The following is a 25958-nucleotide window of genomic DNA, read 5'->3' as shown; positions in this document are numbered from 1 at the left end:
TTATGTATATCGACTTATAGTGAACAGTGTACACAATCAAACTGTCACAAGTTTGTTGCAGTCGAGAAATTTGGGGGCAATCCAGGGGCGGGATCAGAGAATTGGGGCGAACAGCTTGGCGACGTGCATCGCCACCCGCAGCGGCACCGGAGCGGCCAGGAATTCGTCGAGCCCGATGCGAATGGCCTGCGCGAAATCGGCCTCGAGCATGGCCGCCACGTCCGCGGCGAAGCCCTTGTCGGCGGTCATCACCATCAGCTCGAAGTTGAGCCGGAACGAGCGGTTGTCGAGGTTGGCGGTGCCGACCGCAGCCGCCTCGTCATCGATCAGGATGACCTTCTGGTGCAGGAAGCCGGGCTGGTAGCGGTACAGCTTGATACCCGCTGCCACGGCCTGGTACGCGTAAAGGGTGGAGGCGGCATAGACCACCAGGTGGTCGGGCCGCGCCGGGATCAGGATGCGCACATCCACGCCGCGCAGCACTGCCAGCCGCAGCACGGCAAACACGGCCTCGTCCGGCACGAAGTATGGCGAGGTGATCCACAGCCGGTGCCGCGCGGACTGGATCGCCTCGACAAAGAACAGGGAGCAGGTTTCCTGCGAGTCCGCGGGGCCGGACGGCACCACCTGGCAGGTCATGCGCCCGCCGGTTTCCGGTGGCGGCGTCAGCAGTTGCGGCACTTCACGAGCGGCCCAGTACCAGTCTTCGGCAAACGCCATCTGCAGGTCCAGCACGGCGCTTCCGCGCAGCGCGATATGGGTGTCGCGCCACGGCGCCAGCGGCGGGCGCTCGCCCAGGTATTCCACGCCCACGTTATGGCCGCCGACAAAGGCCTCGCGCCCGTCGACGACCACCAGCTTGCGGTGGTTGCGGAAGTTGAGCTGGAAGCGGTTGACGAAGCCGCGGTGCGTGGAGAACGGCCGCGCATCGACGCCAGCCTGCAGCAGCGTGCGCACATAACGGCGCGGCAGCGCGTGGCAGCCGATGCGGTCGAACAGGAAATACACCTTGACGCCGGCCTGCGCACGCTCGCACAGCAGCGCCTGCAGGCGTTGGCCCAGCGCATCGTCATGCACGATGAAGAACTGCACGATCAGCACCTGCCGGGCCCCTGCGATCGCGGCGAAGATGGCCTCGAAAGTCTGCACGCCGTTGACCAGCAGCTTGACGTCGTTGTTGGCCAGGCACGGCATGCCGGTCAGCCGTGGCAGCGCACGCATGCAGGCCTGCGGCGGGGTGTGGACCACGCAGGCGCTGCGCGCCTCGCGCTCGCGCGGGGTCATGCCATGGCGGATCTCGCGCAGGCGGTCGTCGTTGAAGCGGCGCGCGTCGACATAGCCGGCAAAGGTGCTGCGCCCGAAGATCAGGTAAGGCACCAGCGTGAAGTACGGCATCATCACCAGTGACCCCGCCCACGCGATCGCGCCGGGCGCGGTGCGCACCGTCATGACGGCATGCAGCGCGGCCACTACGCCGACGGCGTGAAAGGCCAGGATGACGAAGACGATGACACTCGGGCTCTGCAGCATTAGTGGGCTTGAGTCCCCGGACCGGAACGCGATGCGCGCTATTTTGGCACACCGCCGTCCGCTTGTTGTCAGCACGGCGTCGGCCCGGCCGCGTGGGGCTGCCTCCTTTTTTGGCACGCCGATGGGATGACGGCGCCAGGCCGTCGTCGGGCTGGCCGTCCCTGCCTTGTCCACAGGAACTGTGGACAACTTTCTTCTTCCGCCAACGGGCAGTTCGCATCCCTGCCGCCGACGCCACCGCCCTCGCCGGCTTCGCCCTAATAGCAAAAAGAAGCAAAAACCGCAGATCTTTCAGAAATGTCCGATTGTCCTTCGGATCACACCTTTTATACCCTTTGTGGTCGTCGATTTGCGTGAGGTCTTGGCCGTGCCGGTTTTAACCGCCGCGACACGCATTCGCTTCGATGCCTGCGGTTGTCGCTGTCGCTCCTTCACCAGTCGTCTCCGGTCCGATCGCGCTTGGCCGTTCCACTGCTCTGTTCTCGTATGTCGCCGTCGATAAATATTGCGTTGCTGCTGGGCAAGTCGCCCCAGCTCCAGGCTGTCTCCGAGCTGCTGGCACGCGCCGCCTTTCGCTGCAACGTCTTCGAGGCGGGGCGCGACCTGATACACAGCGTGACCCAGGCGCCCTACGACATGCTGCTGATCGACGACGAGCTGCCCGACATCCCGGCCATCGACGTGGTGCGTGCGGTGCGCGGCGCGCTCTCGCGTGACGTGCCCATCATGATGCCGCCACCGACAGCAGTGAAGACAGCCTGGTCGACGCCCTCGATGCCGGCGCGGATGACTACGTGTGCCGCCCGCTCAGTCCGCGCGTGCTGATGGCGCGCATCGCGGCACTGCGCCGCCGCGTAACCGGCGAGCGGCTGCGCCAGGGGCTGGTGGTGCGTGCCGGCGCGTACCAGCTCAACGGCGTAGGCCGCTTTGCCACGCTGCACGACGAACGCATCTCGCTGACACCGAAGGAATTCGACCTGGCGATGCTGCTGTTCTCGAACGTGGGCCGGGTGCTGCCCAACAGCCGCCTCGAGCAGACCGTGTGGCGGTAGGAACTGCCGCCGCTGTCGCGGGCGCTGGCCGGGCTGATTTCGCGCCTGCGCAAGACGCTGCGCCTCGGCATCGAGAACGGCGTCACCATCACCGTGGTCTACGCGCACGGCTACCGGCTCGATGTACTGGAAGAAGGTGCCGCGCCGCGCCTGCCTGCTGTGGGGCGCAAGATCACGGCGGGCAGGTTGACGGGCCGCTAGGCCGGCAACGTCGCGGCCAGCGACAGGAAGTCGAGCACGGCTATGCCCGAGGCCGAGCGCTTGGCCTCGCGCTTGGCCGCCGCGGCCGCGGCGCCGATCTGCTGGCTGCCCAGCCTCTGCAGCCCAGCCACGCCCTCTCCACTTACGCACACCACGCCCACTGCCATCGACACCGGCGGGAAGAATACCGGCTGGCCACGGCGGTCCTCGCCTTGCATGCCGCCGGCGGCGCGATCGGCGGCCGAGTACATCGCGCACGCCGCGTCGTTGAAGCGGCGGATCGCGCCCTCGATGCGCGCCCACCAGTCACCGCTCTGGTACAACACCAGGAAATCGTCGCCCCCCACGTGGCCGAGGAAATCACGCGCGGGGTCGCAGGCCTCGGCGAGGATCGCGGCCGCGCCCTTGAGCATTTCATCGCCCTTCCAGTAGCCGTACTTGTCGTTGAAAGGCTTGAAGTGGTTCAGGTCGACATAGCAGGCGCGGAACTCGCTCGCGGCCGCGATCAGGCGCTCGATATGCTGGTTCAGCGGGATATTGCCGGGCAGGAAGGTCAGCGGGTTGGCATAGCGCGCCGCCTCCATGCGCACCTCCGTAATCGCGCGGATCAGGTCCGCGCCGGTGCCCAGGCCGATATAGCGGCCCTGGTCGGTGATGACGAAGCCGTCGGCCAGCGAGCGCGTGTTTTCGCCCGACAGGATGTGCGCCATCTCTTCCAGGCTGGCGCGTCGGTCGAAGCAGGCCGGCTCGCGGTTTGCCATGGCGATGCAGGCCTTCTTGCCGTACAGCTCGCGGTGGAACGGCGCCGCATAGCGATCGATAAAGGCCTGCCGGCTGATGATCGCCAGCGGCCGGCCCTCGTCATTGACCACGGCCACCGCCTGCAACTCGGGCTGGCCCTGGAAGGTGCGCAGCACCGCATCGTTGCTGGTGGCCGGCGATACCGTCGGCGCCGGCCGCAGCAGCCTGCCCGCGGTCATGCCTGACCACCCCGAGCGCACCATCTGCGGAAACACCGCGATATGCCGCGACGCCAGCGCCTGGCGCACCTGCGCCGCCGCCTGCGCGGCTGGATGCACCACGGGCCGGCCCACGTAGTAGCCCTGCGCGCCGGTCACGCCGAGATCGCGGATCACCGCCAGTTCGTCCTCGTTCTCGATGCCTTCGGCAATCACGCGTCCGCCAAAGGCGCTCATCATGCGCAGCACGCCGCGCAGGATCTCCAGCCGGCGCGAGCACGAGGCAATGCCGCGCACCAGCGACTTGTCGATCTTGACGAACTGCGGCGACAGGTACGCCAGCAGGTCGAGGTTGGCATGCCCCGAGCCGAAATCATCCAGCGCGTATTGCATGCCGAGTTCGCGCAGCACCGACATCGCCTGGCCAAAACTGACGGCATCGCCGATCGGCGTCTGCTCGGTGACCTCGATCACCAGGCGCGACGGCGCGACGCCAGCCCCCAGCAGCGCCGCCATCAGTCGTCCGCGGTCGGCCAGCAGGTGCCGCAATGTCATCGGGCTGAAATTCAGGAAGACCTTGCCCGGCAGGTCCAGGCTGCGCCAGGCGGACAGCGCGGTGCGGGCCGCGTGCACCTCCAGGGCGATGGTGGCGGCGACGCCCTGCGCAAGCCGGAACAGCGCATCGGGCGCGGCCCAGGGCGAGCCCACCGGCCCGCGGATCAGGGCCTCGTAACCCAGGATCTCTGCATTGTCGACCTGCACGATCGGCTGGAACACCGCGTGCAGCGGTGGAATCCGCGCGAGCGCCGACGCCGGCTCGGCAGTGGCGCCGGGCGTGCGGTCGTGCGAGGGCGTGGCGGCAGCGTTGCCGGTCATGACGAGGAATCCGGGGGAAGTGGAGTAAGAGGTGGGCGGGCCACATTGCATGACATTTATATGACAGCACGATGACAGTCCATCTTTAGGACGTGTCACGCTGGCGTCACATTACCGCGTGACCATCCGTGCGCCGCTCCGCCACCGTCCCGCACAGAGGACGGGGCGTACGGCATTTCGGGTCAACCCCCGGGCCGCGCGCTCTCTGGAATCCGCACGCCCGTCTGGAGTCATCTCCGTGTTGCAAGTCCTCAAGACAAGCCTGCCCGGCCGGGGCCCCGCCGCCGCGCCCGCGCGGCTGGCCGCGCGGCTGGGCCGCCTGCCGCTGGTGGTGCGCCTGTGTGCCGCCTTTGCCCTGGTCTACCTGTTCGGCGCCGCCGTCGGATTGACCGGCATCGCCAACCTGGTGTCGATCAAGGCACGCACCGATACCCTGTACCAGCAGGACATGCACGGCGCCGTCTCGGCCGAGCGCGCGCAGTCGGCCCTGGCCGGCCTGGGCCGCGCGCAGCTGGCGCTGACCATGGCCACCAGCAGCACCGAGCGCGATGCGGCCGCCGACGACATTGCCGGCGCGCTGGCGCAACTCGATGCCGCGCTCGCCAGCGTGCACCAGGCGGGCGCCGCGCAGGCACAGGTGCTGGCGCGCGAACGGCAGCGTACCGCCGAACTGATCCAGGGCTATGTCACGCTGCTGCGCAAGCAGCCACTCGATCCGCTGCAGTTCGACAGCGCGGTCTCGGTCGACAGGCACTTTGTCACTGAGCAATTGCAGTCGCTCAGCCGACAGGTGGAAGACGTGCGCCAGCTGCAGGAGAAAAAGGCCGCCGCCACCGTGGCCAGCGTGGCGGCCAGCCAACTGCGCGCGCAGGCGTGGATGGTGGCGCTGCTCGGTGCCAGCCTGCTGGCCGCCGCAGCGCTGGCGTGGGTCGCGGCGCGCAGCCTGCGCGCCGAACTCGGCGGGGAGCCGCGCGACGCGGCCGAGATCGCGCGCCGCATCGCCGCCGGGGACCTGACTGCCACCATCGCACTGCGCGCTTCGGACCGCAGCAGCATGCTGCACCACGTGGCCGGCATGCGTGACCAGCTCGCCGGCGTGCTGGCGCGCATCCAGGCCTCCGCGCACGAGATCACCGCCGCCAGCCAGCAGATTGCCGAAGACAACCAGGCGCTGTCGGCGCGCACCAACCAGCAGGCCCGCGCGCTCGACGCCACCACGGACAGCATGCAGACCCTGGCCGCGCGCGTGGCCGAGGCCCATGCGCAGGCCACCGAATCGAGCCAGATGGCCAGCCAGGCACGCGCGGCCACCGACGCCGGCGCCGACGTGGTGCAGCAGATGCGCGGCGCCATGGACGCGCTGCATGGCCACTCGCGCCATATCGCCGAGGTCGTCGGCGTGATCCAGGGCATCGCCTTCCAGACCAATATCCTCGCGCTCAATGCCGCCGTGGAAGCGGCCCGCGCCGGCCCCGCGGGCCGGGGCTTTGCGGTGGTCGCGCAGGAAGTGCGTGCGCTGGCGCAGCGCAGTGCCGATGCGGCGCGCGAGATCGGCGCCATCATCGGCACCGCCACCGACGAGATCGAGCAAGGCGCGCGCCTGAGCGGCAACGTGGTGGCGGCGATGGACCGCATTGCCGCCACCGTCGAGCACAGCCACACACTGGCCGAAGCGCTGCGCACCCTCGCCGACGAGCAGGCCGGCAGCGTGCAGGCGGCGGGCCAGTCGGTGTCGCAGCTGCGGCAGACGGCGCAGCAGAATGCGGCGCTGGTCGGCGAACTGGCGGACCAGGCAGCGCGGCTGGATCACCAGGCGGCGGCACTTGCCGACGATGTGGCGCGCTTCCGTTTCTAGCCTTTTGTGGGGAATGTGTCGGGTAGATGTGTCTGCATGAAACATCTGACATGCCGGGGTAACCGGCATTTACGTCTTGCTCGACAAAGTTACAGATATGTTTCAACTAGACGGGCGCCGGTTACGTGTCAGCCCCGTCCTGGCGGGTAATCTTGCCTCACACCAACTGATCTGGCACCCGCACAGGAAATCATGGCTGAACGAATCATCATGCTGGACATCCCCGGCGTCCTGTACTCCGACCGCTCCCGCGCCCGCCTCGGCGGCATCCCGGATTCGGGCACGGTGCGCGACGTCAGGTTTTTCGATCCCGTGGCACTGGGCTTCGTCCGCCGGCTGTTCGGCGTGGCCGGTGCGCGCGTGGTGGTGTCCGACGCCTGGCGCCGCGGCACGCCGGCTGCGATCCTGCAGCAGCTGGATCTGCAGGTCGAAGGCATGACGCCGCCGGCCGCAGGTGGCCACGGCGCTGAAATCGCCGCATATTTTGCCCAGGGCAACGCCCCGATCCACTACGTGATCATGTCGTGCGCGGCGCCGGAATCGATCCCTGAGCCGCAGCGCGCACACCTGGTGAGCGTGGACCCGGCCGTCGGCCTGACCGTCGAGAACTTCCAGCAGGCCCTCGATATCCTGGGCATTGCCTGCCCTTCCACCGTTGCGCCCGCACCGCGCCTGGACCCGGACCTGAAGGCGAAGCTCGCGCAACTGCAGCAACTGGCTCGCGAAAATCCTGAGCGCTTCAACAGCGCGGCGCGCGCCGGCAACGAGCTGGAACAAAGGCTGGCGCACGCCTAAAGCGCGTTGTTGCCACGTTGATACCGCCGCAGGACGAACGGGGCGCCGCCATGGCGCCCCGTTTGCATTGGCGCCGGCCCCAGCCAAAGGCGTCGTCGAGATACAGCATCAGCCGCGCGCCGGCATGCTCGACGGAGCACCTGCCGGCTGCGCCGTCGGGCAAGATCGCTGGCGCGCGCATCGAGGCCGCACTGGGTTCCCCAAAAGCCTGAACGGCGGCAGGCATCTCACGGCTCTTCATCGCCGCTGCGGTCGCGGGTCTTGCCGGGATCGGCCTCGTCCCGCTGCGCACGGTCCTCATGCTTGTGGCGCAGATCTGTGCCGTTGTGCCCCTCCAGCACCCGGTGCAGGGCCACTTCGAAACGTCCGCCGAGCCACAGCAGCGCCATGCCCAGCAGCAGCGCAGTTCCCGTGACCACGTAATACCCTGCCCCGGCCGCCGCGCCCAGCACTGCGGCCAGCCAGATCGCGGCGGCGGTGGTCAGCCCCTGCGGACGCGCGTGCGTGCCATGCTTGGCGATCACGCCCACCCCCAGGAAGCCAATACCGGTCAGCACCCCCTGCAGCACGCGCGACAGCGCATCCGGCGGATGCCCGCCCAGCGTCACCAGGCACACGGCGGTGGCCGCGCCGAGCGACACCAGACCGAGCGTGCGCATGCCGGCCGCCTTGCCGCGCAGGTTGCGGTCCAGCCCGATCAGGGCACCGGTCAGGAGCCCGGCAAGCAGGCGCAGCACGAGATCAAGGCTGAACATTTCCATGGTGTCTGGCCGACGCATGCGGGATCGTGTGACGACCATGTGAGCTTACTCCAGCGCAACGATCCCGTATCATGCTGGCTTGCGCCGGCACTTGCGCCGCCCACAGTCGACTATTGCTTAGAACGCCACCATGCCGCACCTCGTCATCGAACTCACCGAAAACACCCGCCTGAACTGCTCGCCGGACGAGCTGCTCGATGAAGCCAATGCGGCGCTGCTGGCCTCGGGGCAGTTCCAGGAGGCGGACATCAAGTCGCGCTGCATCACCCTGCAGACGTACCGGCAGGGCGTGGATGCCGTGGAGCGGGCATTCGTCCATGCGCGCTTGTCGATCCTTGACGGCCGCGACACTGCCGTGCGTCAGGCGCTGGCGCAGTCGGTGTGCGACGTGATTGCCGAAGCGGTGCGCACCGGCGCCGACGGCGGGCGGAACGTGCAGGTCTCGGTGGAGGTCTGCGAGATGGAACGCGCGACCTTCGCCAAGCAGGTGGTGGCCTGAGCCGCTGGCAAATGGCTGCCAAATAAAAAGCCCGCGACCATTGCGGCCGCGGGCGGAAGCTTCCGGGGAAGACGCCGGGAGCTGCGTCATGGGGAGCGCCCCCGCACCCATGACCTGACCGATTCTATGGGGGAGTCCGGGGCCCCCGTTTGACGTGGATTAAATCCGCGCCAGTTGGCAAAGCCCGGCGCGCCTCGTCATCCCGCATCCATCACTTCCTTCGCCGCATCGGCGGTATGCACCGCATGGGCGGCAGCGGCCGTGCCGGGCGAGTCATCTCGCCGCACCGCTTGCACGATCTGGGCGAATGCCGCGTCTGCCTCCGGCATCGGCAGCAGCATCCAGACGTGGAACATCCCCTCATATTCGAAATACTGCAGCGGCAGGCCCTGCTCCTGCGCCAGCTCGCGGAAGCGCCTGCAGTCCGGCAGCAGGATGTCGTGCGTGCCGATGAACAGGGTGGTCGGCGGCAGCCCGCGCAGCACGCCGCGCATCGGGCTGACCTGCGGCAGCGTCACCGGGTCGGCGCCGGCATAGACCCGCCCGCATTCGATGCCCCCGGGGCGCGACAGCATCGGGTCGAACGGTTCCAATGCATCGATACCCGGGTTCTCTCCGGTAGCGTCCAGGAACGGCGACAGCAGCACCAGGCGGCGCGGCAGCGGCTGGGCGCAGTCACGCAGCACCTGCGCCAACGCCAGTGCCATGCCGCCTCCGGCGGAGTCTCCCATCACCGTCAGGTCGGCATCCGGATAGCGCTGCTGCATGGCCTGCCACAGCGGCAGCATGGCGCCGAAAACATCGCGATGGGTGTGCTCCGGCGCCAATGGATAGATGGGCACCGTCACGGCGCAGCCGAGCGCGTCGACCAGCTTGCCGATGAAATCCCAGTGCTGGCTGACGATGTCGAACACGTAGCCGCCGCCGTGCAGGTACAGGATGTGGCGCGCTTTCCCCGAGGCCGCCGCGGCCCTGGGCTGCACGGTATAGACCGCCATCCCCCCCACCCGCTCCAGGCTGACCGCATGCCGGGCGCACAGGCGCTTTGAAGGAAAGGCCCGGCCGGCCTCGCGGCGCCGGTGGATTTCATCATGGAGCGCCTGCGCGCTGGCAAACCGCTGCTTGCGGCGCACCAGGCGCAAGGCCATCCGCCACAGGCGGCATTGCAAACTGGGCATGTTCTCTCCCCCATGCGCCGGTCTGCGCCGGCGGCGACAGCATGTGCGCGCGGCACCAACGGTGCCAGCGCACAGAAAAAAAGGAGCCGGCAAGCGGCTCCTTCTTCATCAGGACAACGTGGCGCAGATCAGGCTGCGGCGTCCTTCAGCTTCTTCAGCGGACGGACCTTGACCTTGACGCTGGCAGGCTTGGCCGGGAACCAACGCTCTTCGCCCGTGAACGGGTCCTTGCCGAAGCGCTTCTTCTTGGCCGGCACTTGCTGGGCCGTGACCTTCAGCAGGCCGGGCAGCGTGAATTCGCCGGCGCCCTTCTTGTTCAGCGCGCTGACGATGGTGTTTTCCAGGTGGGCCAGCACCGTCTTCACGGCCTTGGCTTCCAGCTGGGTCTGGGCTACCAGGTGAGCGACCAGGCTCGACTTGTTGAAGGTGTCCTTCAGCGGGCGCGCAACGGGCGCAGCAGCGGGAGCAGCCTTCTTGGCCGGCGCGGCCTTCTTGGCGGCAGCCTTTACGGGTGCCTTGGTTGCCGCGGCCTTCTTGGCAGCGGGCTTGGTTGCAGTCTTCGCGGTCGGTTTCGCTTTGGTCGCCATATCGATATACATGAGTTGAACAATGGATGCCGGCGGATCGTTTTGCATTGCTTGGCAGCGCTGCTGAATCGCCCTGTCGGCGCCCACTGAATCATAGCGGAAACAGCCGTAAGTCAAGGGGTTTTCGTGCATGCGAAACGCAAAACCCCGTGAAAACCCCGTGTTTTGTCGCGGCTTTGCCTCAGTGGAAACGCGAAGAAGGCCTACGTCCCCCCGCTTTCGTGTTTGCGGCGGCCGCGAAAACGCCCCGCGCGCAGTGCGATGCGATGCCGTAGCGCGGCGTTTTTCATTCACTCGCCCACGCAAAACGCGAGCAGCGGACCCGCAACCAGGGCGCCGAGCGCGATCATCGGCAGGCTCGCATCGGCATGCTGCCATGCGTACCACAGCGCCGGCAGTTCGACCTGCATGCCGAAGATGCTCGCCACGGTCAGCAGCGAAAACGGCGCGGCGACGGCCAACGCCAAAGTGCGCAGCCGTCGCGTCGGCGGCGATGGAAGATGGCGGGCGAGGGTCTGCGGGTGCGGCATGGCCGGGCTCCTTGGCTGGGATGGCGGCATTGTGGGCACCGGCAGCTGAACGCGGCCTGAGGCTTCCGTTCAGCCCGCGTTCAGGCTTTTTGATGCAAACTTCGAGCCATGAAGCGATACTCTGCGGCGCTGCTGCGCCGCCCTGCCCGCGTGCTGATGGCCGGCGCGCTCGCTCTGCTGGTGCTGGCGAGCGTGCCGGCCGCGCATGCCGACAAGGATGCCGACCGCGCCCGCGCGGCGGTACAGTCGGGCGAAATCCTGCCGCTGTCGCGCATCCTGGAGACCGTGTCGAGCCAGTACGCGGGCGACGTGATCGGCGTCGAGCTGGACCGCGACGACGGCATCTGGCAGTACGAGGTCAAACTGCTGCTGCCGGGCGGCTCGGTGGCCAAGCTCGAATACGACGCGCGCACCGCCGCCCTGCTCAAGGCCAAGGGCCGTGGGCTGGAAGAGGCGCGCAAGAAGCGGTGAGCGCAGGGAGACGCTGATGCGCATCTTGCTGGTCGAAGACGAACCCACCCTCTGCGCGCAGGTCCGCGCCAGCCTGGCCGACGCCGGCTATGCGGTCGACACGGCCGCCGACGGCGTGGACGCCTGCCACCTGGGCGAGCAGGAACCTTACGACGCCGTCATCCTCGATCTCGGCCTGCCGCGGCTGGACGGGCTCTCGGTGCTGCGCCGCTGGCGCGCCGCGCAGGTCAACGTGCCGGTGCTGATCCTGACCGCGCGCGACAGCTGGACCGAGAAGGTCGAAGGCATCGACGCCGGCGCCGACGACTATCTCGCCAAGCCGTTCCGCATGGAAGAGCTGCTGGCGCGCGTCCGCGCGCTGATCCGGCGTGCGCACGGCATGCCCACACCGGAGCTGCAATGTGGCCCCGTGCGGATGAATCCGCGCGCGGGCAGCGTCACCGTGGACGGCGTGCCGGTGGTGCTCACCTCGCATGAATTCCGCGTGCTGGACTACCTGATGCACCACCCCGGCGCCATCGTCAGCAAGACCACGCTGACGGAACATATCTACGCGCAGGACTTCGACCGCGACAGCAATACCATCGAGGTCTTTGTCGGCCGGCTGCGCCGCAAGCTTAGCGTGGACGTGATCGAAACCGTGCGCGGACAGGGCTACCGGCTGCGCCCGCCTGCCGGCACGCAGCCCTAGATGCCCGCCCGCCTGCGCCGCTCCCTCGCGCTGCGCCTGCTGGTGGTGGCCGCGATCTGGCTCGCCGGGGCGCTGGGCGTCAGCGGCTGGCTGCTGTCGACGCTGTTCGAGCGCCACGTCAACCAGACCTATGTACGCCAGCTCGACCACCAGCTGGCAAGCCTGGCCGCGGCGCTGGACTGGAGCGCCGACGGCAAGCTGGTGCTCACGCGCACCCCTGCCGATCCCCGCTACGAGCTGCCTTATTCCGGCGCCTACTGGCAGGCGCGCGCGCCCGGCGCGCTGCTGCGTTCGCGCTCGCTGTGGGATACGGAGATGCCGGTGATAGTGGAACGGCACGTGGCCGGCACCCAGGCCGACGTGCGTCCCGGTCCCAGCCACCAGTCGCTGCTGGTGGTGTCGCGGCGGCTGGTGCTGGCATCGTCCGACACGCCGGTGGATGTCTCCGTGGCGCTGGACCGGACCGAACTGCGCGCCGCGCGCCGCAGCTTCGACCGCACGCTGGTGTGGTCGCTGACGGCGCTGGGGCTGGGGCTGATGCTCGCCGTGGCCGCGCAGGTGAAGTTCGGGCTCGCCCCGCTGGCAGGGCTGCGCCGCGCACTGGGCGCGATGCAGGCCCGGCGCGAGGCGCGCCTGGGCGGCGCCTGGCCCACGGAAGTGGAACCGCTGGTGACCGAGATCAATGCCCTGCTCACACGCAATGCGCAGGCGCTGGAGCGCTCGCGGGGACAGGCGGCGGATCTGGCGCATGCGGTCAAGACGCCGCTGGCGGTGCTGGCCAACGAGGCCGCGGCGCTGCCGGGCGCGGCTGCGCAAGCCGTTGCGGCGCAGGTCGAAGCGATGCGCCGGCAGGTCGACCGCCACCTGGCGCGCGCCCGTGCCGCTGGCGCTGCCGCGGCACGAGGCGTGCGCATCGACGCCGGCCCGGCCGTGCGGGAACTGACGCGCGCGCTGTCGCGGCTGCACGGCGAGCGCGCGCTGGCGCTGACGGTGGCGGGCGAAGGACACTTTGCCGGGGATCGGCAGGACCTGGTCGAGATGCTTGGCAACCTGCTCGACAACGCCTGCCAGTGGGCCCGCACGCGCGTGCAAGTCACGCTGCGCGAAGCGGATGGGGCGCTGGAAATCCTGGTGGAAGACGATGGCCCCGGCATGCCGCAACAGGCGCGCGAACTGGCCTCCGCACGCTTTGGCCGGCTGGATGAAACGGCTGCCGGCAGCGGGCTGGGCCTGGCGATCGTTACCGAGATCGCCGCGCTGTATGAAGGCAGCCTGGCGCTGGCCTCGAGCCCGCTGGGCGGGCTGGCGGCGCGCCTGCGGCTGCCGGCGGGACTGCCTTAGAGATTGCCTTAGAGATTGCCGTAGAGACTACCTTGGCGCGGCTCATTGCGTGCGGGCCGCCATGGCCTCGCGCGTATCGTGCGCCAGGCCCAGTGCAAAGGCGGTTTCGGCCACCAGGAACAGCGGGCCGATCAGCAGCCCGACCAGGTCATCGACAAAGGCCGGCTTGCGCCCCTCGTAGTAGTGGCCGACGAACTGGATGATCCAGCCCACCACGAACAACCCGATGCCGATTACCAGCCACCAGACGGTCGTCATTGCGGCAATCCGCGCACCGCCATAGAGAAACGCCGCCAGGATCGCCGCCATCGCCACCCCGAAGCCCAGCGACAGGCGCAGGTAGAACAGGCAAGACAAGATGTACACCAGCATCGCCGGCGTCATGTAGGCCGAACCGTCGCCCAGCGCCATCGCCGGGCGTGCCAGCAGCGTCGTCACCGCCAGCACGATCATCGGGATGCCGATGAAATGCGTGAAGACGTTGCGCGGGTCGCGGTGGTAAGCGGCATAGTTGGCCAGGTGTTCGATCAGGGTTTTCACGGGGGCGTCTCCTTTGTGCGCGGGCGTGCGCGTCCGGCGCGGCGTTGGCGCCGGTCGCTGCCGTCCGCTGCTGCACGGCGTGCGCGATGTGGATTTATAGTAGTGGGCGCGTGCCGGCCAGGTCTGTCAGGTTTTTGACAGTCCGCTGCGCTACAGCATGCCGTTGCGTGTGCTGGCAGACACGCCGGCGCAAGCCCCCGCGCAAGCGGGATAACCAGACAGGAGACCGGCATGGGACTGGCGCCCCCTCCGCAACGCCCCCACGCGCATTCCGCCAACGCCGCGCTGCCCGGCACCGCATCGCAACATGACGACCCGCTCGCGGCGGTGCGCACCGGCACCTGGTTCAGCCAGCTGCCACCAGCGCTGCAACAGGCACTGCTCGATGACGGCACCCTGCGCCGCCTGGTGCCGGGCGAAACGCTGTTTGCCCGCGGCGACCGCTTCGACGGCCTGTACTGTGTCGCCAGCGGCACCGTGCAGATCCACGCCAGCGGCGAATCCGGCAAGGCGGCGCTGCTCGGGCTGCTGGAGCCCGGCACCTGGTTTGGCGAGATCTGCCTGTTCGACGGCCTGCCCCGTACGCACGATGCTCGTGCGGTCAGCGCCACCACGCTGTGGCACGTGCCGCGCGCGCCCCTGGAACGGCGGCTCGCGCAGCAGCCGGCGTGGTGGCAGGCGTTTGGCCAGTTGCTGGCGGCCAAGACGCGCCAGGCCTTCGACTATGTCGAAGAGGCGCAGCTGCTGCCGCCGCCGGCACGCATTGCCCGGCGCCTGGCCGCGATCGCACGCGGCTACGGCAACCTGCCGGTGCAGGCGCATGCAGCGCAGCGCGTGCGCATCCCGCAAGAGCAGCTCGCGCAGATGCTCGGGCTGTCGCGCCAGACCGTCAACCACGCGCTGCGCGAACTGGAAGCACGTGGCCTGCTGCGGCTCGAATACGGCGGCATCGAACTGCTCGACCTGCCCGCGCTGGAAGCGCTCAACTGACCCATTCGCATCGGAGCCTCACACGCCATGATCTCGCTCGACGCGCCGCAACTGGACGCCTTTCTCGCGCGGCTGGGCATCGCCGCCCCGCCCTCGCCCACGCTGGAAGCGCTGGATACCGTGCTGGCCGCGCACCTGGCCAGCATCCCGTTCGAGAATGTCGACCCGCTGCTGCGCCGGCCGGTGCGCATCGAGCTGGACGCGGTCTTCGACAAGCTCGTCACGCAGCGGCGCGGCGGCTATTGCTTCGAACTCAACACGCTGCTGGCGGCCGCGCTGGCGGCGCTCGGCTACCCCGTGACGCCGCTGGCCGCGCGCGTGCGCTGGGGCATGCCGGAAGACGTGCCGACCGTCACCTCGCATATGCTGCTGCGCGTGGAAGTGGCGCATCAAAGCTATCTGGCCGATGTCGGCTTTGGCGGCCCCACGCCGTTCCGGGCGATGCCGTTGTCGGCGCCCACCGATGACAGCTTTCCCTACCGGCTGGTCTCGTCTCCGTCCGAAGCGGCTGGCACCGCCTTCCACAGCTATGACCTCGAGGCGCGTGGCGATGCCGGCTGGATCAAGGTCTACCGCTTCGACCTGACGCCGCAGCCGTGGATCGATTTCGTGCCGCGCAACTGGTACATGTCGACGCATCCGGACAGCATATTCCTGCACCGGCTGATGGCCGCGCGCACCGACGGCGGTACGCGCGTGACGCTGGCCGATGGCGACCTGGCCGAGCGCGATCCGGACGGCACGGTGCGGCGCCAGCGGCTGGAAACGCCCGAGGCCGTGCTGCAGGTGCTGTCGGCGCGCTTCGGCCTGCAACTGGACGATGTGCTGCGCCGCGCGCTGATGGCCGCCCTGCCGCCGCTGCTGGCTGGCTCCACGTCCCCCTGAAGCGCCTGATCCGCACCGGCGTTCCGCTGTGCGGCATGCTGCCATGCACGGCGCGCATTGCCCTCAGAAAGAATACTGATATGGCTCGCGCGCGCCCCCTGGGGCTGTGGACTGGGTGCACAGGCGCCACCATAATGTCCCGTCGATGCCGCCCGCGTGGCGCATCGCCAGGACAACAGCGCGGCACATGCCGCCTGCACAAAGCCGGCCCCTGATGCCGGCGCAGCCATACAGGAGACTCCATGTCATTGTTCGATCTGACGGGCAAGGTTGCCATCGTCACCGGCTCCTCGCGCGGCATCGGCCGCGCCATCGCCGAGCAGATGGCCGTACAGGGCGCCAAAGTCGTCATTTCTTCGCGTAAGGCCGAGGCCTGCCAGGAAGTGGTGGACGCCATCAACGCCCGCCACGGCGACGGCACCGCGATCGCGGTCCCCGCCAATATCTCGTCCAAGGATGACCTGCAGCACCTGGTCGACGAGACCAACCGCGTGTTCGGCAAGATCGACGTGCTGGTCTGCAATGCCGCGTCCAACCCGTACTACGGGCCCATGAGCGGCGTGACGGACGACCAGTTCCGCAAGGTGCTGGACAACAACGTCATTTCCAACCACTGGCTGATCCAGATGGTGGCGCCGCAGATGATCGACCGCAAGGACGGCTCCATCATCATCGTGTCGTCGATCGGCGGCCTGCGCGGCTCGCCCACCATCGGCGTGTACAACATCTCCAAGGCCGCCGACTTCCAGCTGGCGCGCAACCTGGCGGTCGAGTTCGGCCCGCACAACGTGCGCGTGAACTGCATCGCGCCGGGGCTGATCAAGACCGACTTCGCGCGGGCGCTGTGGGAAGACCCGGAGCGCTACAAGCAATCCACCCAGGGCGCCCCGCTGCGCCGTATCGGCGAGCCGGTCGAAATCGCCGGCGCAGCCGTCTACCTGGCCTCCGCAGCCAGCACCTTCATGACCGGGCAGGCCCTGGTCGTCGACGGCGGCGTGACCATCTGAGCTTTTGACGCAAGCGTTGCGCGGACGCCGGCGAGACCGGCGCCCGCCGCTTTCCTGCATTTCCCTCAACCTGCAGTGCAGTTCCGGGAGGCAGTCATGTCGAGCAATCCGCAAGTGGCCGGCAGCTGGCCGGTCATGTCCCTGGCCGAGGCCCACGCCCGGCTTACCGCGCCCGGCGCGCCGTTCGAAACCGAAACGCGCACGATCCGCGGCATCCCCACCAAGGTCTGGAAAAACGCCCCGCACACGCTGCGCGAGCTGTTCCTGGCCACGCGCGCCTTTGCCGACCGCACCTTCGTGGTCTATGAGGACGAGCGCGTTTCCTACGATGCCTTCCAGCGCGCCGCCATTGCGCTGGCCCATGCGCTGGTGCGCGACGGCGTGCGCAAGGGCGATCGCGTCGCAGTGGCCATGCGCAACCTGCCGGAGTGGCCGGTGGCGTTCTACGGTGCGCTGCTCACCGGCGCGATCGTGACGCCGCTCAATGCGTGGTGGAGCGGAGCGGAGCTCCAATACGGCCTGGCAGATTCCGGCAGCCGCGTGGCCATCGTCGATGCCGAACGGCTCGACCGGATCCTGGAGCACCTGCCGGCCTGCCCGGCGCTGGAACGCGTCTACGTGTCGCGCGCCGGCGGCACGGTGGCCGAGGCGCGCGTGGTGCCGCTGGAAAACGTGATCGGCCCCCCTGTTGCCTGGGCAACGCTGCGGGACCAGGCACCACCACAGGTCGAGATCGATCCGGAAGACGACGCCACCATCTTCTACACCTCGGGCACCACCGGCAAACCCAAGGGCGCGCTCGGTACGCACCGCAATTCTGCTTCGGTGGTCGCCGCCGGCAGCTTCAGCGTGATCCGCAACCTGCTGCGCCGGGGCGAGCCGATCCCCGCGCCCGACCCCGCCGCACCGCAGAAGGCCGCGCTGCTGGCAGTGCCGTTCTTCCATGTCACCGGCTGCATGGCGGTGCTCAACGGCGCGCTGGCGACCGGCGCCAAGATCGTGCTGATGCACCGCTGGGACGCACTGCGCGGCATGGGGCTGATCGAGCGCGAGCGTTGCACTTCGGCCGGCGGCGTGCCCACCATCGCGTGGCAGATCCTGGAGCATCCGGAGCGCGCGCGCTTCGACCTGTCGTCGCTGGAGAACGTCAACTATGGCGGCGCGCCGGCTTCGCCCGAGCTGGTGCGGCGCATCCGCGAGGTCTTTCCGCAGGCCGCGCCAGGCATTGGCTGGGGCATGACGGAAACCTCGTCGACCTTTACCAGCCACAGCGCGGAAGAGTACGAGATGCGCCCGGACAGCAGCGGCCCGGCCTTGCCGATCGGCGAAATGAAAGTCGTCGACGGACGCGGCGATGCGCTGCCGCCAGGCGAAACCGGCGAGCTGATGGCGCGCGGCGCCAATGTCGTGCGCGGCTACTGGAACAAGCCCGAGGCCACGGCGCAGACCTTTGTCGACGGCTGGCTGCGCACCGGCGATATCGCCCGGCTGGACGAGGAAGGCTACGTCTATATCGTCGACCGCATGAAAGACATGCTGATCCGCGGCGGCGAGAACATCTACTGCATCGAGGTGGAAAGCGCGCTGTATGAGCATCCCGCGGTGGTGGACGCGGCCGTGGTTGGGCTCGCACACCGGACGCTGGGCGAAGAACCCGCCGCGGTGGTCAGCATCAAGCCCGGCATGCAGGCGACCGAAGCCGAGCTGCAGGAGTTCGTGCGCAAACGGCTGGCGGCGTTCAAGGTGCCGGTGCGCATCCTGGTGTTCCCGGAGATGCTGCCGCGCAATGCCAATGGCAAGATACTGAAGTCGAACCTGCGCAAGCTGTTCGATGCCACCAACAACAAGGACACGACCAATTGAATCGAGCCCCATTGCATCCGATGCGGCAAATCGCCGCCGTGGCACTGGCCGCGCTGCTCGCGGGCTGCGCGGCCGGCGGCACCAACCTGTCCGCGGTGCCCGAGTTGCGCCCGGGCGTGCCGGCCGGCTACCTGGCGGCCGAAGCGCGCCCTGACAGCCTGAAGCTGCTGCCCACGCCGCCGGCGCAGGGTTCGGCGGCCCTGGCGATGGATGAGGATGCGGCGCGCCAGGCCGGCACGCTGCGCGGTTCGCCGCGCTGGCAACTGGCCAGCGACGATGCCGTGCTGAAATTCCCGCAGGCAGCCACGGCGTTCTCGTGCGCGCTCGGCGTGCCGGTCAGCGAGAAGGACACGCCCTACCTCTACATGCTGCTGCGCCGCAGCCTGGTCGATGCCGGCCTGTCCACCTACGGCGCCAAGAACCGCTACCAGCGCACGCGCCCGTTCGTCGCCAACAAGACGCAGATGTGCACGCCGGCCGAAAGCGCCCACCTGGAAAAGGACGGCTCCTACCCGTCCGGCCACAGCGCGATCGGCTGGGCCTGGGCATTGATCCTGGCCGAGGTCGAGCCGGAGCGTGCCAATGACATCCTGGCGCGGGGGCGCGCGTTCGGCCAGAGCCGCGTGGTGTGCAATGTGCACTGGCAGAGCGATGTCAACGAGGGCCGCATGATGGCCGCGGCCACCGTGGCGCGGCTGCATGCCGACCCGGTGTTCCGCGCCGACCTGGAAAAGGCCCGCCAGGAAGTGGCCGCGGTACGTGCAAGTGGCGCCCGACCGGCACGCGACTGCCAGGCGGAAACGGCGGCGCTGGCGCCCTGAGCGGCGCGCTGCCGGGGCCTGTTACTTGACGGGGATCACCGTGCCGGCCGGCACCGGCACGGCCGTCACGCTGTTCTGCGGGCTGCCGCTGACGATGCGGTCGGAATACGTCAGGTACACGAGCGTATTGCGCTTGCGGTCAACCGCGCGTACCACGTGCAGCGTCTTGAACAGGATCGACATGCGCTCCGAGAAGACGTTGTCCTGCTGCTTGAGTGGCGCCTTGAAGGCGATGGTGCCGACCTGCCGGCAGGCGATCGAGGCCTCGGGCGGATCTTCTGCCATGCCGAGCTGGCCCTTGATGCCGCCGGTGCGGGCGCGCGACACGTAGCAGGTCACGCCGTCCACCTGGGGGTCGTCATAGGCTTCGATCACCACCTTGTCGGAGCCGGTCATGCGGAAATTGGTGCTGACGCTGCCAATCTCCTCGGCCTGCGCGCCTGTCGCCGCCGCCACGCAGGCGGCCGCGGCCAGGATGGTACGGATGCGATTGGACTTCATGGCTGGGCCCGCGCTCCTCAGGTCACTGACGTCTTGATGTCGTCGTGGCGCTTTTCCATTTCCTGGCGCAACGCGCGGCGCTGCTGCGCGGCGGCAAAGCGCTGGCGCTCCACCTCGTCGCGCGGCTCCAGCGGCGGCACCTCGGCGGGCGATCCGTTGTCATCCACGGCCACCATGGTGAAGTAGCAGCTGTTGGTATGCCGCACCAGCTTGCTGCGGATGTTCTCGGTCACCACCTTGATGCCGATTTCCATCGAGCTGCGGCCGGTGTAGTTGACCGAGGCCAGGAAGGTCACCAGCTCACCCACGTGGATGGGCTGGCGGAACACCACCTGGTCGACCGACAGCGTGACCACGTAGCGCCCGGCGTAGCGGCTGGCGCAGGCGTAGGCGACCATGTCCAGGTACTTGAGGATGGTGCCGCCGTGGACGTTGCCGGAGAAATTGGCCATGTCCGGCGTCATCAGCACGGTCATGGAAAGCTGGTGGGACTGGTCGTTCATGATGCGGAGTCGGGGATTGCGGGGGCTGGATGGCCGGGGCGGCACTGACGACGACCCGGGCGCGCCGGCAGTTTAACCCGAGCGCAGCGGCACTGGTGTGCCCAGGCGGCCCCAAAAGAAAAAGCGGCCTGCCAGGCCGCTCTTCTAGCTGTGGACGCAGACCACTTACTTTTTCTTGTTCACGGCGTCCTTGAAACCCTGTCCGGCAGAGAACTTGACCGTCTTGGCGGCCGGGATCTTGATGGTTTCGCCGGTACGCGGGTTGCGGCCGGTACGGGCGGCGCGCTTGCCGGCGCTGAAGCTGCCGAAGCCCACCAGCGTCACCGAGTCACCCTTGGCCACTGCCTTCTTGATACTGTCCAGCGCTGCGTTGAGCGCACGCTCGGCAGCGGCATTGCTCAGTTCTGCTTCCGCGGCAATGGCCGATACCAGTTCACCTTTATTCATGGCTGATTTCCCTTGTTGGTCGTCGTCACCGATGAGCTGGCCTGGCGGCAAGCCATCGATCGGCGCAGTCTAATCTGCCCTTCGCGCGTTGAGCAATCCCCAGTGGCACCAATGCAACGAAAAAACCCGCAAATCCTTGATTGAGGCCGGTTAGCGGTCAATTTCCCACTCTTTTTCCGCTTGCCAGCGGCGCGATTTCCCGGGCTGTAGCGTTTGCCTGGGAATCTCGGCTGCGACTGCCACGACCGTCCCTACCCGCGATGGAACATATGCCCACTCTTGGGGCGCTGCACCACAACGGATCAACCAGACCTCGCACCAAGGCTCCATTCTGGCGCATTCCAGGCCCCGCCGACCAGCCGTTTCCGATTTTCACCCCGTCTCCGCAAGCTTGCCACGCGGCATTCCGGTGCGGTTTTGCTCAGGAAGGTGCAATGAGCACCAGGATGCAGCGAAAGCTGGAATGCTTTTTGCATACCCACGCTCCCATTTTGAGCATGAGGTGACTATGGACAACTGGAAGACTGGCACCGACGCCATGTTTATACTGCTTGGCGCCATCATGGTGCTGGCCATGCACGCCGGCTTTGCCTTTCTCGAACTGGGCACGGTGCGCAAGAAGAACCAGGTCAATGCGCTGGTGAAGATTCTGGTGGATTTTGCGGTTTCGACAATCGCCTATTTCTTTATTGGCTACACCATCGCCTATGGTGTGCAATTCATGGCCGGCGCAGAAACCCTGGCCCAGAAAAGCGGTTACGAACTGGTCAAGTTCTTTTTCCTGGCGACATTTGCCGCGGCCATTCCGGCGATTATCTCGGGCGGTATTGCCGAGCGTTCGCGCTTCAATCCGCAATTGGTCGCCACCTTTGTGCTGGTGGGCTTTGTCTATCCGTTCTTCGAGGGCATAGCCTGGAACCAGCGCTACGGCATCCAGGACTGGATCACGCACGTGACCGGCGCGCCGTTCCACGACTTTGCCGGCTCCGTGGTAGTGCATGCGGTGGGCGGCTGGATCGCACTGCCCGCGGTGCTGCTGCTGGGCGCACGGCGCGGGCGCTACCAGAAGGATGGCCGCATCAGCGCCCATCCGCCGTCGAACATCCCCTTCCTGGCGCTGGGCGCCTGGGTGCTGGCGGTGGGCTGGTTCGGCTTCAACGTGATGAGCGCGCAGACGGTCGACAAGATCAGCGGCCTGGTGGCAATCAATTCACTGATGGCGATGGCCGGCGGCACGCTGGCGGCCTGGGCGGCCGGGCGCAACGATCCCGGCTTTGCCTACAACGGCCCCTTGGCGGGGCTGGTGGCCGTGTGCGCGGGCTCGGACCTGATGCACCCGCTGGGGGCGCTGATCACCGGCGGTGTGGCCGGCGCGCTCTTTGTCTACCTGTTTACGCTGGCGCAGAACAAATGGCATATCGATGACGTGCTCGGCGTGTGGCCGCTGCACGGCCTGTGCGGCGCCTGGGGCGGCATCGCCGCGGGCATTTTCGGCGCGAAGGCGCTGGGCGGGCTGGGCGGCGTGTCGCTGGGCGCGCAGGCGATCGGCACCACGCTCGGCATCGCGATTGCGCTGGCCGGCGGCACCCTGGTATACGGCACGCTGAAGAAGCTGGTGGGCATCCGGCTCGACGCCGAGGGCGAATTCAATGGCGCCGACCTGACGCTGCATCGGATTTCCGCGACACCGGAGCGTGAAACCAACTGGTAACCCCGGCGGGACGGCCAGATTCAGACAGGCAAGCTGCCCGGACGCAGCTTGCCTTCACGATTATTTGCTTGCACTTCCCCGCACGGCGTTCCAATAATTGCCGTGCCCTCGTATTGCGCCGCGTCAGCGCGCAGGGCTTGCACCCAGTAGCCGGCAAAATCGGTATGGATGTTGCCGCCGGCAGCCGGGCGGACTCCCCAAACCGAAAGGAAACGCCGATGGAAGCCACCACGCTGGACAACCTCAAGACCCTGGTTGTCGCCTATGCCACGCAGTTCGGGGTCAAGATCCTCGCCGCCCTCGCCTTCTGGGTCATTGGCCGATGGCTGATCCACTTTGTCGTGCGCATGGTGCAGAACGCGCTCGGCAAGCAGAAGGTCGATCCGACGCTGCTGCGCTATGTCGGCTCGATCGTCACCGTGACGCTGAACGTGGTGCTGGTGATCGGCATCCTCGGCTACTTCGGCATCCAGACCACCACCTTTGCCGCACTGATTGCCGCCGCCGGCGTGGCTATCGGCATGGCCTGGTCGGGCCTGATGTCGAACTTCGCCGCAGGTGCGTTCCTGGTGGTGCTGCGGCCGTTCAAGGTCGGAGACTTCGTCACCATCGGCGGCGTCACCGGCACGGTGCGCGAGATCGGCCTGTTCGCGACCAGCCTGGACACGCCCGACAACGTCCAGACCGTGGTCGGCAACAACAAGATCTTCAGCGACACCATCCAGAACTTCACGGCCAATGCATTCCGGCGCGTGGAACTGAAAGCGCAGCTGGCGGGGAGCACCGACGTGGCCGAGGCGGTGGCGCTGTTGAAGGAGCGCATCGCACAGATCCCCAACGTGCTGGCCGAGCCCCCCGTCGACGTGGAGATCCTGGAGTTCACGCTGGTCGGCCCGGTACTGGCGGTACGCCCCCACTGCCACAACGACCACTATTGGCAGGTCTATTTCGACACCAACCGCGTCCTCCGCGAATGCTTCGGCCAGGCCGGCTATGCCGCGCCCATGCCGGCGCACATGGTGGTGGTGCAGCAGGCCGCGGCGGCCTGAGGCTGGCCGACGTCGGCGGGCGGCATCAGCGCGTGCCAGAGCGGCCGTAATGCCGCATCAGCACCGCGCCGATACCGCATACCGCCATCACCACCGCCAGCGGCAACGCGGTGCCGTCGCGCCACACGCTGACGGCACCGCCGCCCAGCGTGCCCAGTGAAAACTGCAGCGTGCCCATCAGCGCCGAGGCTGTGCCGGCGCGATGGCCCTGGTGCGCCAGCGCCAGCGCCGACGCATTCGGGGTGACACAACCCAGGGCCGCAATAAAGACGAAAAAACCGGCCAGCAGCACCGGCAGCACGGCCACGCCCGCGAGCGCCGCGACAGCCAGCCCGATCCCTGCCGCGCACGCCCCCAGCAGCGCGCGCCCCAGCACATGGTCGAGCGAGCGGCCGCGCACCAGCCGGCCATTGAGCTGCGACATCGCGATCAGCCCCAGCGCATTGGCGCCGAACACAAAGCCGTAGTGCGACGCCGCGATGCCATGCAGCTCGATCAGCACGAACGGCGAGCCGGAGATATAGGCGAACATGCCCGCCGAGCCGAAGCCGGCTGACAGCGAATAGCCCAGGAATTCGCGGTCGCGCAGCAGTTCGGCATAGCTCCTGGCCACGGTGCCGAGCCGCAGCGGCGCCGCACGGCTGTGGTCCAGCGATTCCTCCATGCGCCAGTGCACCAGCAGCAGGATCATGGTCCCGGCCGCCGCCAGCACCCAGAAGATCGTGCGCCAGCCCGACGCCGTCAGGATCGCCCCACCGAGGATCGGCGCGAGGATCGGCGCCAGCCCCATCACCAGCATCAGCGACGAGAACGCGCGCGCGGATTCATGCGCCTCGAGCCGGTCGCGGATCACCGCGCGCGCCATCACCATGCCCGCGCAGCCGCCCAGCGCCTGCAGGAAGCGCCACAGCATCAGCGACTCCACGTTGCGCGCCAGCGCGCAGCCAACGGCGGCCACCACATAGAGGCCCAGCCCGACATACAGCGGCGGCTTGCGCCCGAAACGATCGCTGAACGGCCCGTAGAACGCCTGCCCCAGCGCCAGCCCCACCAGGAAGGTGCCGAGCGTGAGCTGCACCTGGCCGATGTCCACGCCGAGATCGCCGGCCAGCGACGGGAAGCTGGGCAGGTACATGTCGATCGACAGCGGCGCGATCGCCATCAGCGAGCCGCAGATCAGCAGCCAGGCGGGAAAGCGCGCCGGCGAGGCAGCGCTCGGAGAACGAGACATGGAAGGCATCCGGGAACGGCGGTGGTCACGCGCAGCCGGCCTGCTTGTGAAACAGCCGGCCGTGCAACGCGTGCAAAGGACAATTGTTGCACAGCATAACGAAAACGCTGCGGCTCGGGCGTGCTGCGGTTTGAAACTGTCGTTCAGGAAAACTGGTGTTGAGCGCCGGAAAGTTCGGTCGCGCACCATGGCAACGCCACGCCAACGCCGGCTTCGATGAAGATGGCATGCCTGGCATTTTTGTTGGATAGTGATATCAGGCAAGCGCTTGCATGCATGCAGCAAAAACGCGCTCCCGATGCAATCCGGACGTCCTCGCAGTGTGCCGTGCCTTTCACGCCTGCCGGGGTGGAGAGTACAATGCGAGCCTGTCGGCGCGAGAGAGATCGCCAGAGCGCCGGCGGCCACGCAGAGACGGACGACAGTACCGGTCCCGGCAACGTTAGCTTGCATGAGAATACGACAAACGCCGCTTTCCGCTTCGCTTGGCCCGGCCGCACTCGCGGCTGCGCTGCTGTGGGTGCTACCCGTGCCATTGATGGCCACGGCCGCGCCGGCACTGACGCGCAACGCCGCCGCCTCGGCGCCGGTCGCCCCAGTGATCGATGAAGCCGAGGCCTTGTCGCGCATGCTCAAGGGCGCGGCCACCGGCCAGAACACCGGCGCCGCGGGCGTGCCCGAACTTCTGCGCAGCACCGCGCGCCCGGACAACGTGCTGGCGCGCGCCTGCCGCCAGCTCAACGACGCCCTGCCGATCGAGATCGATGGCGAGACGCGCCTGCGCCGCTGCCAGTCGATCCCGGGCAAGCACGTGCTGTTCCAGCTTGAACTCACCAACTATCGCGGGCCGATGCTGGACCTGGCCAGCTTCGAGGTCAATTACGCCGCGCCGCTGCAGCGCAATATCTGCGCAAACCGCGACGTGGAAATCCTGACCAAGCTTGGCGTCAGCCTGATGTTCCGCTATATGACGCGCAAGGACCGCGGCGAGCGCCGCGTGGGCGACGTCTATATCAACTCGCCGATCTGCACCGCCGCGCTGCGCTGAACACGATAACAAGAATCGGTTGCAACAGGAGATTGG

27 protein-coding genes are annotated in these 25958 nt (G+C 67.8%); 16 read left to right on the top strand and 11 right to left on the bottom strand.

Annotated features, from left to right (window positions below; all coding sequences use genetic code 11):
* Positions 1–93 precede the first annotated feature (93 nt).
* Entirely contained in the window at positions 94–1530 is a 1437-nt protein-coding gene (gene cls / locus ABNX08_RS25590) for a cardiolipin synthase (RefSeq protein WP_022538491.1), read from the bottom strand.
* Between the two features lie 486 nt (positions 1531–2016).
* On the opposite strand from cls, the gene ABNX08_RS25585 reads away from it, so the two are divergent.
* Together ABNX08_RS25585 and ABNX08_RS25580 are read left to right on the top strand one after the other, a co-directional pair.
* Positions 2017–2355: a response regulator gene (locus tag ABNX08_RS25585; protein ID WP_349605967.1), complete on the top strand. Its 339-nt coding sequence runs from the start codon at positions 2017–2019 to the stop codon at positions 2353–2355.
* Positions 2325–2582 (top strand): winged helix-turn-helix domain-containing protein, encoded by a 258-nt coding sequence (locus ABNX08_RS25580; protein ID WP_349605968.1) that lies wholly within the window; start codon positions 2325–2327, stop codon positions 2580–2582. Before ABNX08_RS25585 ends, ABNX08_RS25580 begins: the two co-directional genes overlap by 31 nt.
* 197 nt (positions 2583–2779) lie before the next feature.
* Here the strand turns inward: ABNX08_RS25580 and ABNX08_RS25575 are convergent, their stop codons facing one another.
* Positions 2780–4618, bottom strand: a complete 1839-nt coding sequence (locus ABNX08_RS25575) for a phosphodiesterase (protein ID WP_022538490.1) — start codon at positions 4616–4618, stop codon at positions 2780–2782.
* A 238-nt stretch (positions 4619–4856) separates the two neighbouring features.
* Here ABNX08_RS25575 and ABNX08_RS25570 point away from each other — a divergent pair, with 238 nt between their 5' ends.
* Together ABNX08_RS25570 and ABNX08_RS25565 are read left to right on the top strand one after the other, a co-directional pair.
* A complete protein-coding gene (locus ABNX08_RS25570; protein ID WP_022538489.1) occupies positions 4857–6473 on the top strand; it encodes a methyl-accepting chemotaxis protein in 1617 nt (538 codons plus the stop codon).
* A 192-nt stretch (positions 6474–6665) separates the two neighbouring features.
* Positions 6666–7268: an HAD domain-containing protein gene (locus ABNX08_RS25565; protein ID WP_022538488.1), complete on the top strand. Its 603-nt coding sequence runs from the start codon at positions 6666–6668 to the stop codon at positions 7266–7268.
* 227 nt (positions 7269–7495) lie between these two features.
* On the opposite strand, the gene ABNX08_RS25560 is transcribed toward ABNX08_RS25565, so the two are convergent.
* Positions 7496–8029, bottom strand: coding sequence for an MgtC/SapB family protein (locus ABNX08_RS25560; protein WP_022538487.1), 534 nt, complete (start codon positions 8027–8029; stop codon positions 7496–7498).
* A 130-nt stretch (positions 8030–8159) separates the two neighbouring features.
* On the opposite strand from ABNX08_RS25560, the gene ABNX08_RS25555 reads away from it, so the two are divergent.
* Positions 8160–8528 carry a 5-carboxymethyl-2-hydroxymuconate Delta-isomerase gene (locus tag ABNX08_RS25555; RefSeq protein ID WP_022538486.1) on the top strand — a complete coding sequence of 123 codons (369 nt, stop codon included), beginning with the start codon at positions 8160–8162 and terminating at the stop codon, positions 8526–8528.
* 197 nt (positions 8529–8725) lie between these two features.
* Here ABNX08_RS25555 and ABNX08_RS25550 read toward each other — a convergent pair whose 3' ends face one another.
* From ABNX08_RS25550 to ABNX08_RS25540, 3 genes are all read right to left on the bottom strand, one after another.
* On the bottom strand, positions 8726–9706 hold the full coding sequence (locus ABNX08_RS25550; protein ID WP_349605970.1) for an alpha/beta hydrolase: 981 nt from the start codon (positions 9704–9706) through the stop codon (positions 8726–8728).
* A gap of 128 nt (positions 9707–9834) precedes the next feature.
* A complete protein-coding gene (locus tag ABNX08_RS25545) occupies positions 9835–10293 on the bottom strand; it encodes an HU family DNA-binding protein (protein ID WP_041682054.1) in 459 nt (152 codons plus the stop codon).
* Between the two features lie 290 nt (positions 10294–10583).
* On the bottom strand, positions 10584–10823 hold the full coding sequence (locus tag ABNX08_RS25540) for a hypothetical protein (RefSeq protein WP_022538483.1): 240 nt from the start codon (positions 10821–10823) through the stop codon (positions 10584–10586).
* 108 nt (positions 10824–10931) lie between these two features.
* On the opposite strand from ABNX08_RS25540, the gene ABNX08_RS25535 reads away from it, so the two are divergent.
* The 3 genes from ABNX08_RS25535 to ABNX08_RS25525 are packed head-to-tail and all read left to right on the top strand — an operon-like array spanning position 10932 to position 13326.
* Complete coding sequence (locus ABNX08_RS25535) at positions 10932–11294, top strand: PepSY domain-containing protein (protein WP_022538482.1); 363 nt, start codon at positions 10932–10934, stop codon at positions 11292–11294.
* Between the two features lie 16 nt (positions 11295–11310).
* On the top strand, positions 11311–11985 hold the full coding sequence (locus tag ABNX08_RS25530; RefSeq protein WP_022538481.1) for a response regulator transcription factor: 675 nt from the start codon (positions 11311–11313) through the stop codon (positions 11983–11985).
* Positions 11986–13326 (top strand): sensor histidine kinase, encoded by a 1341-nt coding sequence (locus ABNX08_RS25525; protein ID WP_022538480.1) that lies wholly within the window; start codon positions 11986–11988, stop codon positions 13324–13326.
* A 42-nt stretch (positions 13327–13368) separates the two neighbouring features.
* Here ABNX08_RS25525 and ABNX08_RS25520 read toward each other — a convergent pair whose 3' ends face one another.
* Positions 13369–13866: a DUF962 domain-containing protein gene (locus ABNX08_RS25520; RefSeq protein WP_022538479.1), complete on the bottom strand. Its 498-nt coding sequence runs from the start codon at positions 13864–13866 to the stop codon at positions 13369–13371.
* Positions 13867–14097: 231 nt separating this feature from the next.
* Between ABNX08_RS25520 and ABNX08_RS25515 the strand changes: the two genes are divergently transcribed.
* The 5 genes from ABNX08_RS25515 to ABNX08_RS25495 all read left to right on the top strand — a co-directional run bounded on the left by ABNX08_RS25515 (position 14098) and on the right by ABNX08_RS25495 (position 19432).
* A complete protein-coding gene (locus tag ABNX08_RS25515; protein ID WP_022538478.1) occupies positions 14098–14856 on the top strand; it encodes a Crp/Fnr family transcriptional regulator in 759 nt (252 codons plus the stop codon).
* Between the two features lie 27 nt (positions 14857–14883).
* The gene (locus tag ABNX08_RS25510; protein ID WP_349605971.1) at positions 14884–15741 is read left to right on the top strand and encodes an arylamine N-acetyltransferase; all 858 of its coding nucleotides are present in this window, start codon (positions 14884–14886) and stop codon (positions 15739–15741) included.
* Between the two features lie 242 nt (positions 15742–15983).
* Positions 15984–16748, top strand: a complete 765-nt coding sequence (locus ABNX08_RS25505) for an SDR family oxidoreductase (protein WP_022538476.1) — start codon at positions 15984–15986, stop codon at positions 16746–16748.
* Positions 16749–16844: 96 nt separating this feature from the next.
* Positions 16845–18611, top strand: coding sequence for a class I adenylate-forming enzyme family protein (locus tag ABNX08_RS25500; RefSeq protein WP_022538475.1), 1767 nt, complete (start codon positions 16845–16847; stop codon positions 18609–18611).
* Positions 18608–19432, top strand: coding sequence for a phosphatase PAP2 family protein (locus ABNX08_RS25495; RefSeq protein WP_022538474.1), 825 nt, complete (start codon positions 18608–18610; stop codon positions 19430–19432). The genes ABNX08_RS25500 and ABNX08_RS25495 overlap by 4 nt, the downstream gene beginning before the upstream one ends.
* Positions 19433–19453: 21 nt before the next feature.
* Here the strand turns inward: ABNX08_RS25495 and ABNX08_RS25490 are convergent, their stop codons facing one another.
* The 3 genes from ABNX08_RS25490 to ABNX08_RS25480 form a co-directional block, all read right to left on the bottom strand.
* Entirely contained in the window at positions 19454–19933 is a 480-nt protein-coding gene (locus ABNX08_RS25490) for a CreA family protein (RefSeq protein WP_022538473.1), read from the bottom strand.
* Between the two features lie 17 nt (positions 19934–19950).
* Complete coding sequence (locus ABNX08_RS25485; protein WP_041681765.1) at positions 19951–20436, bottom strand: acyl-CoA thioesterase; 486 nt, start codon at positions 20434–20436, stop codon at positions 19951–19953.
* A gap of 165 nt (positions 20437–20601) precedes the next feature.
* Positions 20602–20883 (bottom strand): HU family DNA-binding protein, encoded by a 282-nt coding sequence (locus ABNX08_RS25480; RefSeq protein WP_010814166.1) that lies wholly within the window; start codon positions 20881–20883, stop codon positions 20602–20604.
* Between the two features lie 508 nt (positions 20884–21391).
* Here ABNX08_RS25480 and ABNX08_RS25475 point away from each other — a divergent pair.
* Positions 21392–22594: an ammonium transporter gene (locus ABNX08_RS25475; protein ID WP_022538471.1), complete on the top strand. Its 1203-nt coding sequence runs from the start codon at positions 21392–21394 to the stop codon at positions 22592–22594.
* A 218-nt stretch (positions 22595–22812) separates the two neighbouring features.
* Entirely contained in the window at positions 22813–23643 is an 831-nt protein-coding gene (locus tag ABNX08_RS25470) for a mechanosensitive ion channel family protein (protein WP_022538470.1), read from the top strand.
* Positions 23644–23668: 25 nt separating this feature from the next.
* On the opposite strand, the gene ABNX08_RS25465 is transcribed toward ABNX08_RS25470, so the two are convergent.
* A complete protein-coding gene (locus tag ABNX08_RS25465) occupies positions 23669–24874 on the bottom strand; it encodes a Bcr/CflA family multidrug efflux MFS transporter (protein WP_041681764.1) in 1206 nt (401 codons plus the stop codon).
* Positions 24875–25325: 451 nt separating this feature from the next.
* On the opposite strand from ABNX08_RS25465, the gene ABNX08_RS25460 reads away from it, so the two are divergent.
* Entirely contained in the window at positions 25326–25922 is a 597-nt protein-coding gene (locus ABNX08_RS25460) for a hypothetical protein (RefSeq protein ID WP_041681763.1), read from the top strand.
* Positions 25923–25958: the final 36 nt, after the last annotated feature.

This window comes from Cupriavidus sp. DF5525 (assembly GCF_040149425.2).
Taxonomy (GTDB): domain Bacteria; phylum Pseudomonadota; class Gammaproteobacteria; order Burkholderiales; family Burkholderiaceae; genus Cupriavidus; species Cupriavidus pickettii_A.
This window is presented reverse-complemented; position numbering and strand designations above follow the sequence as displayed.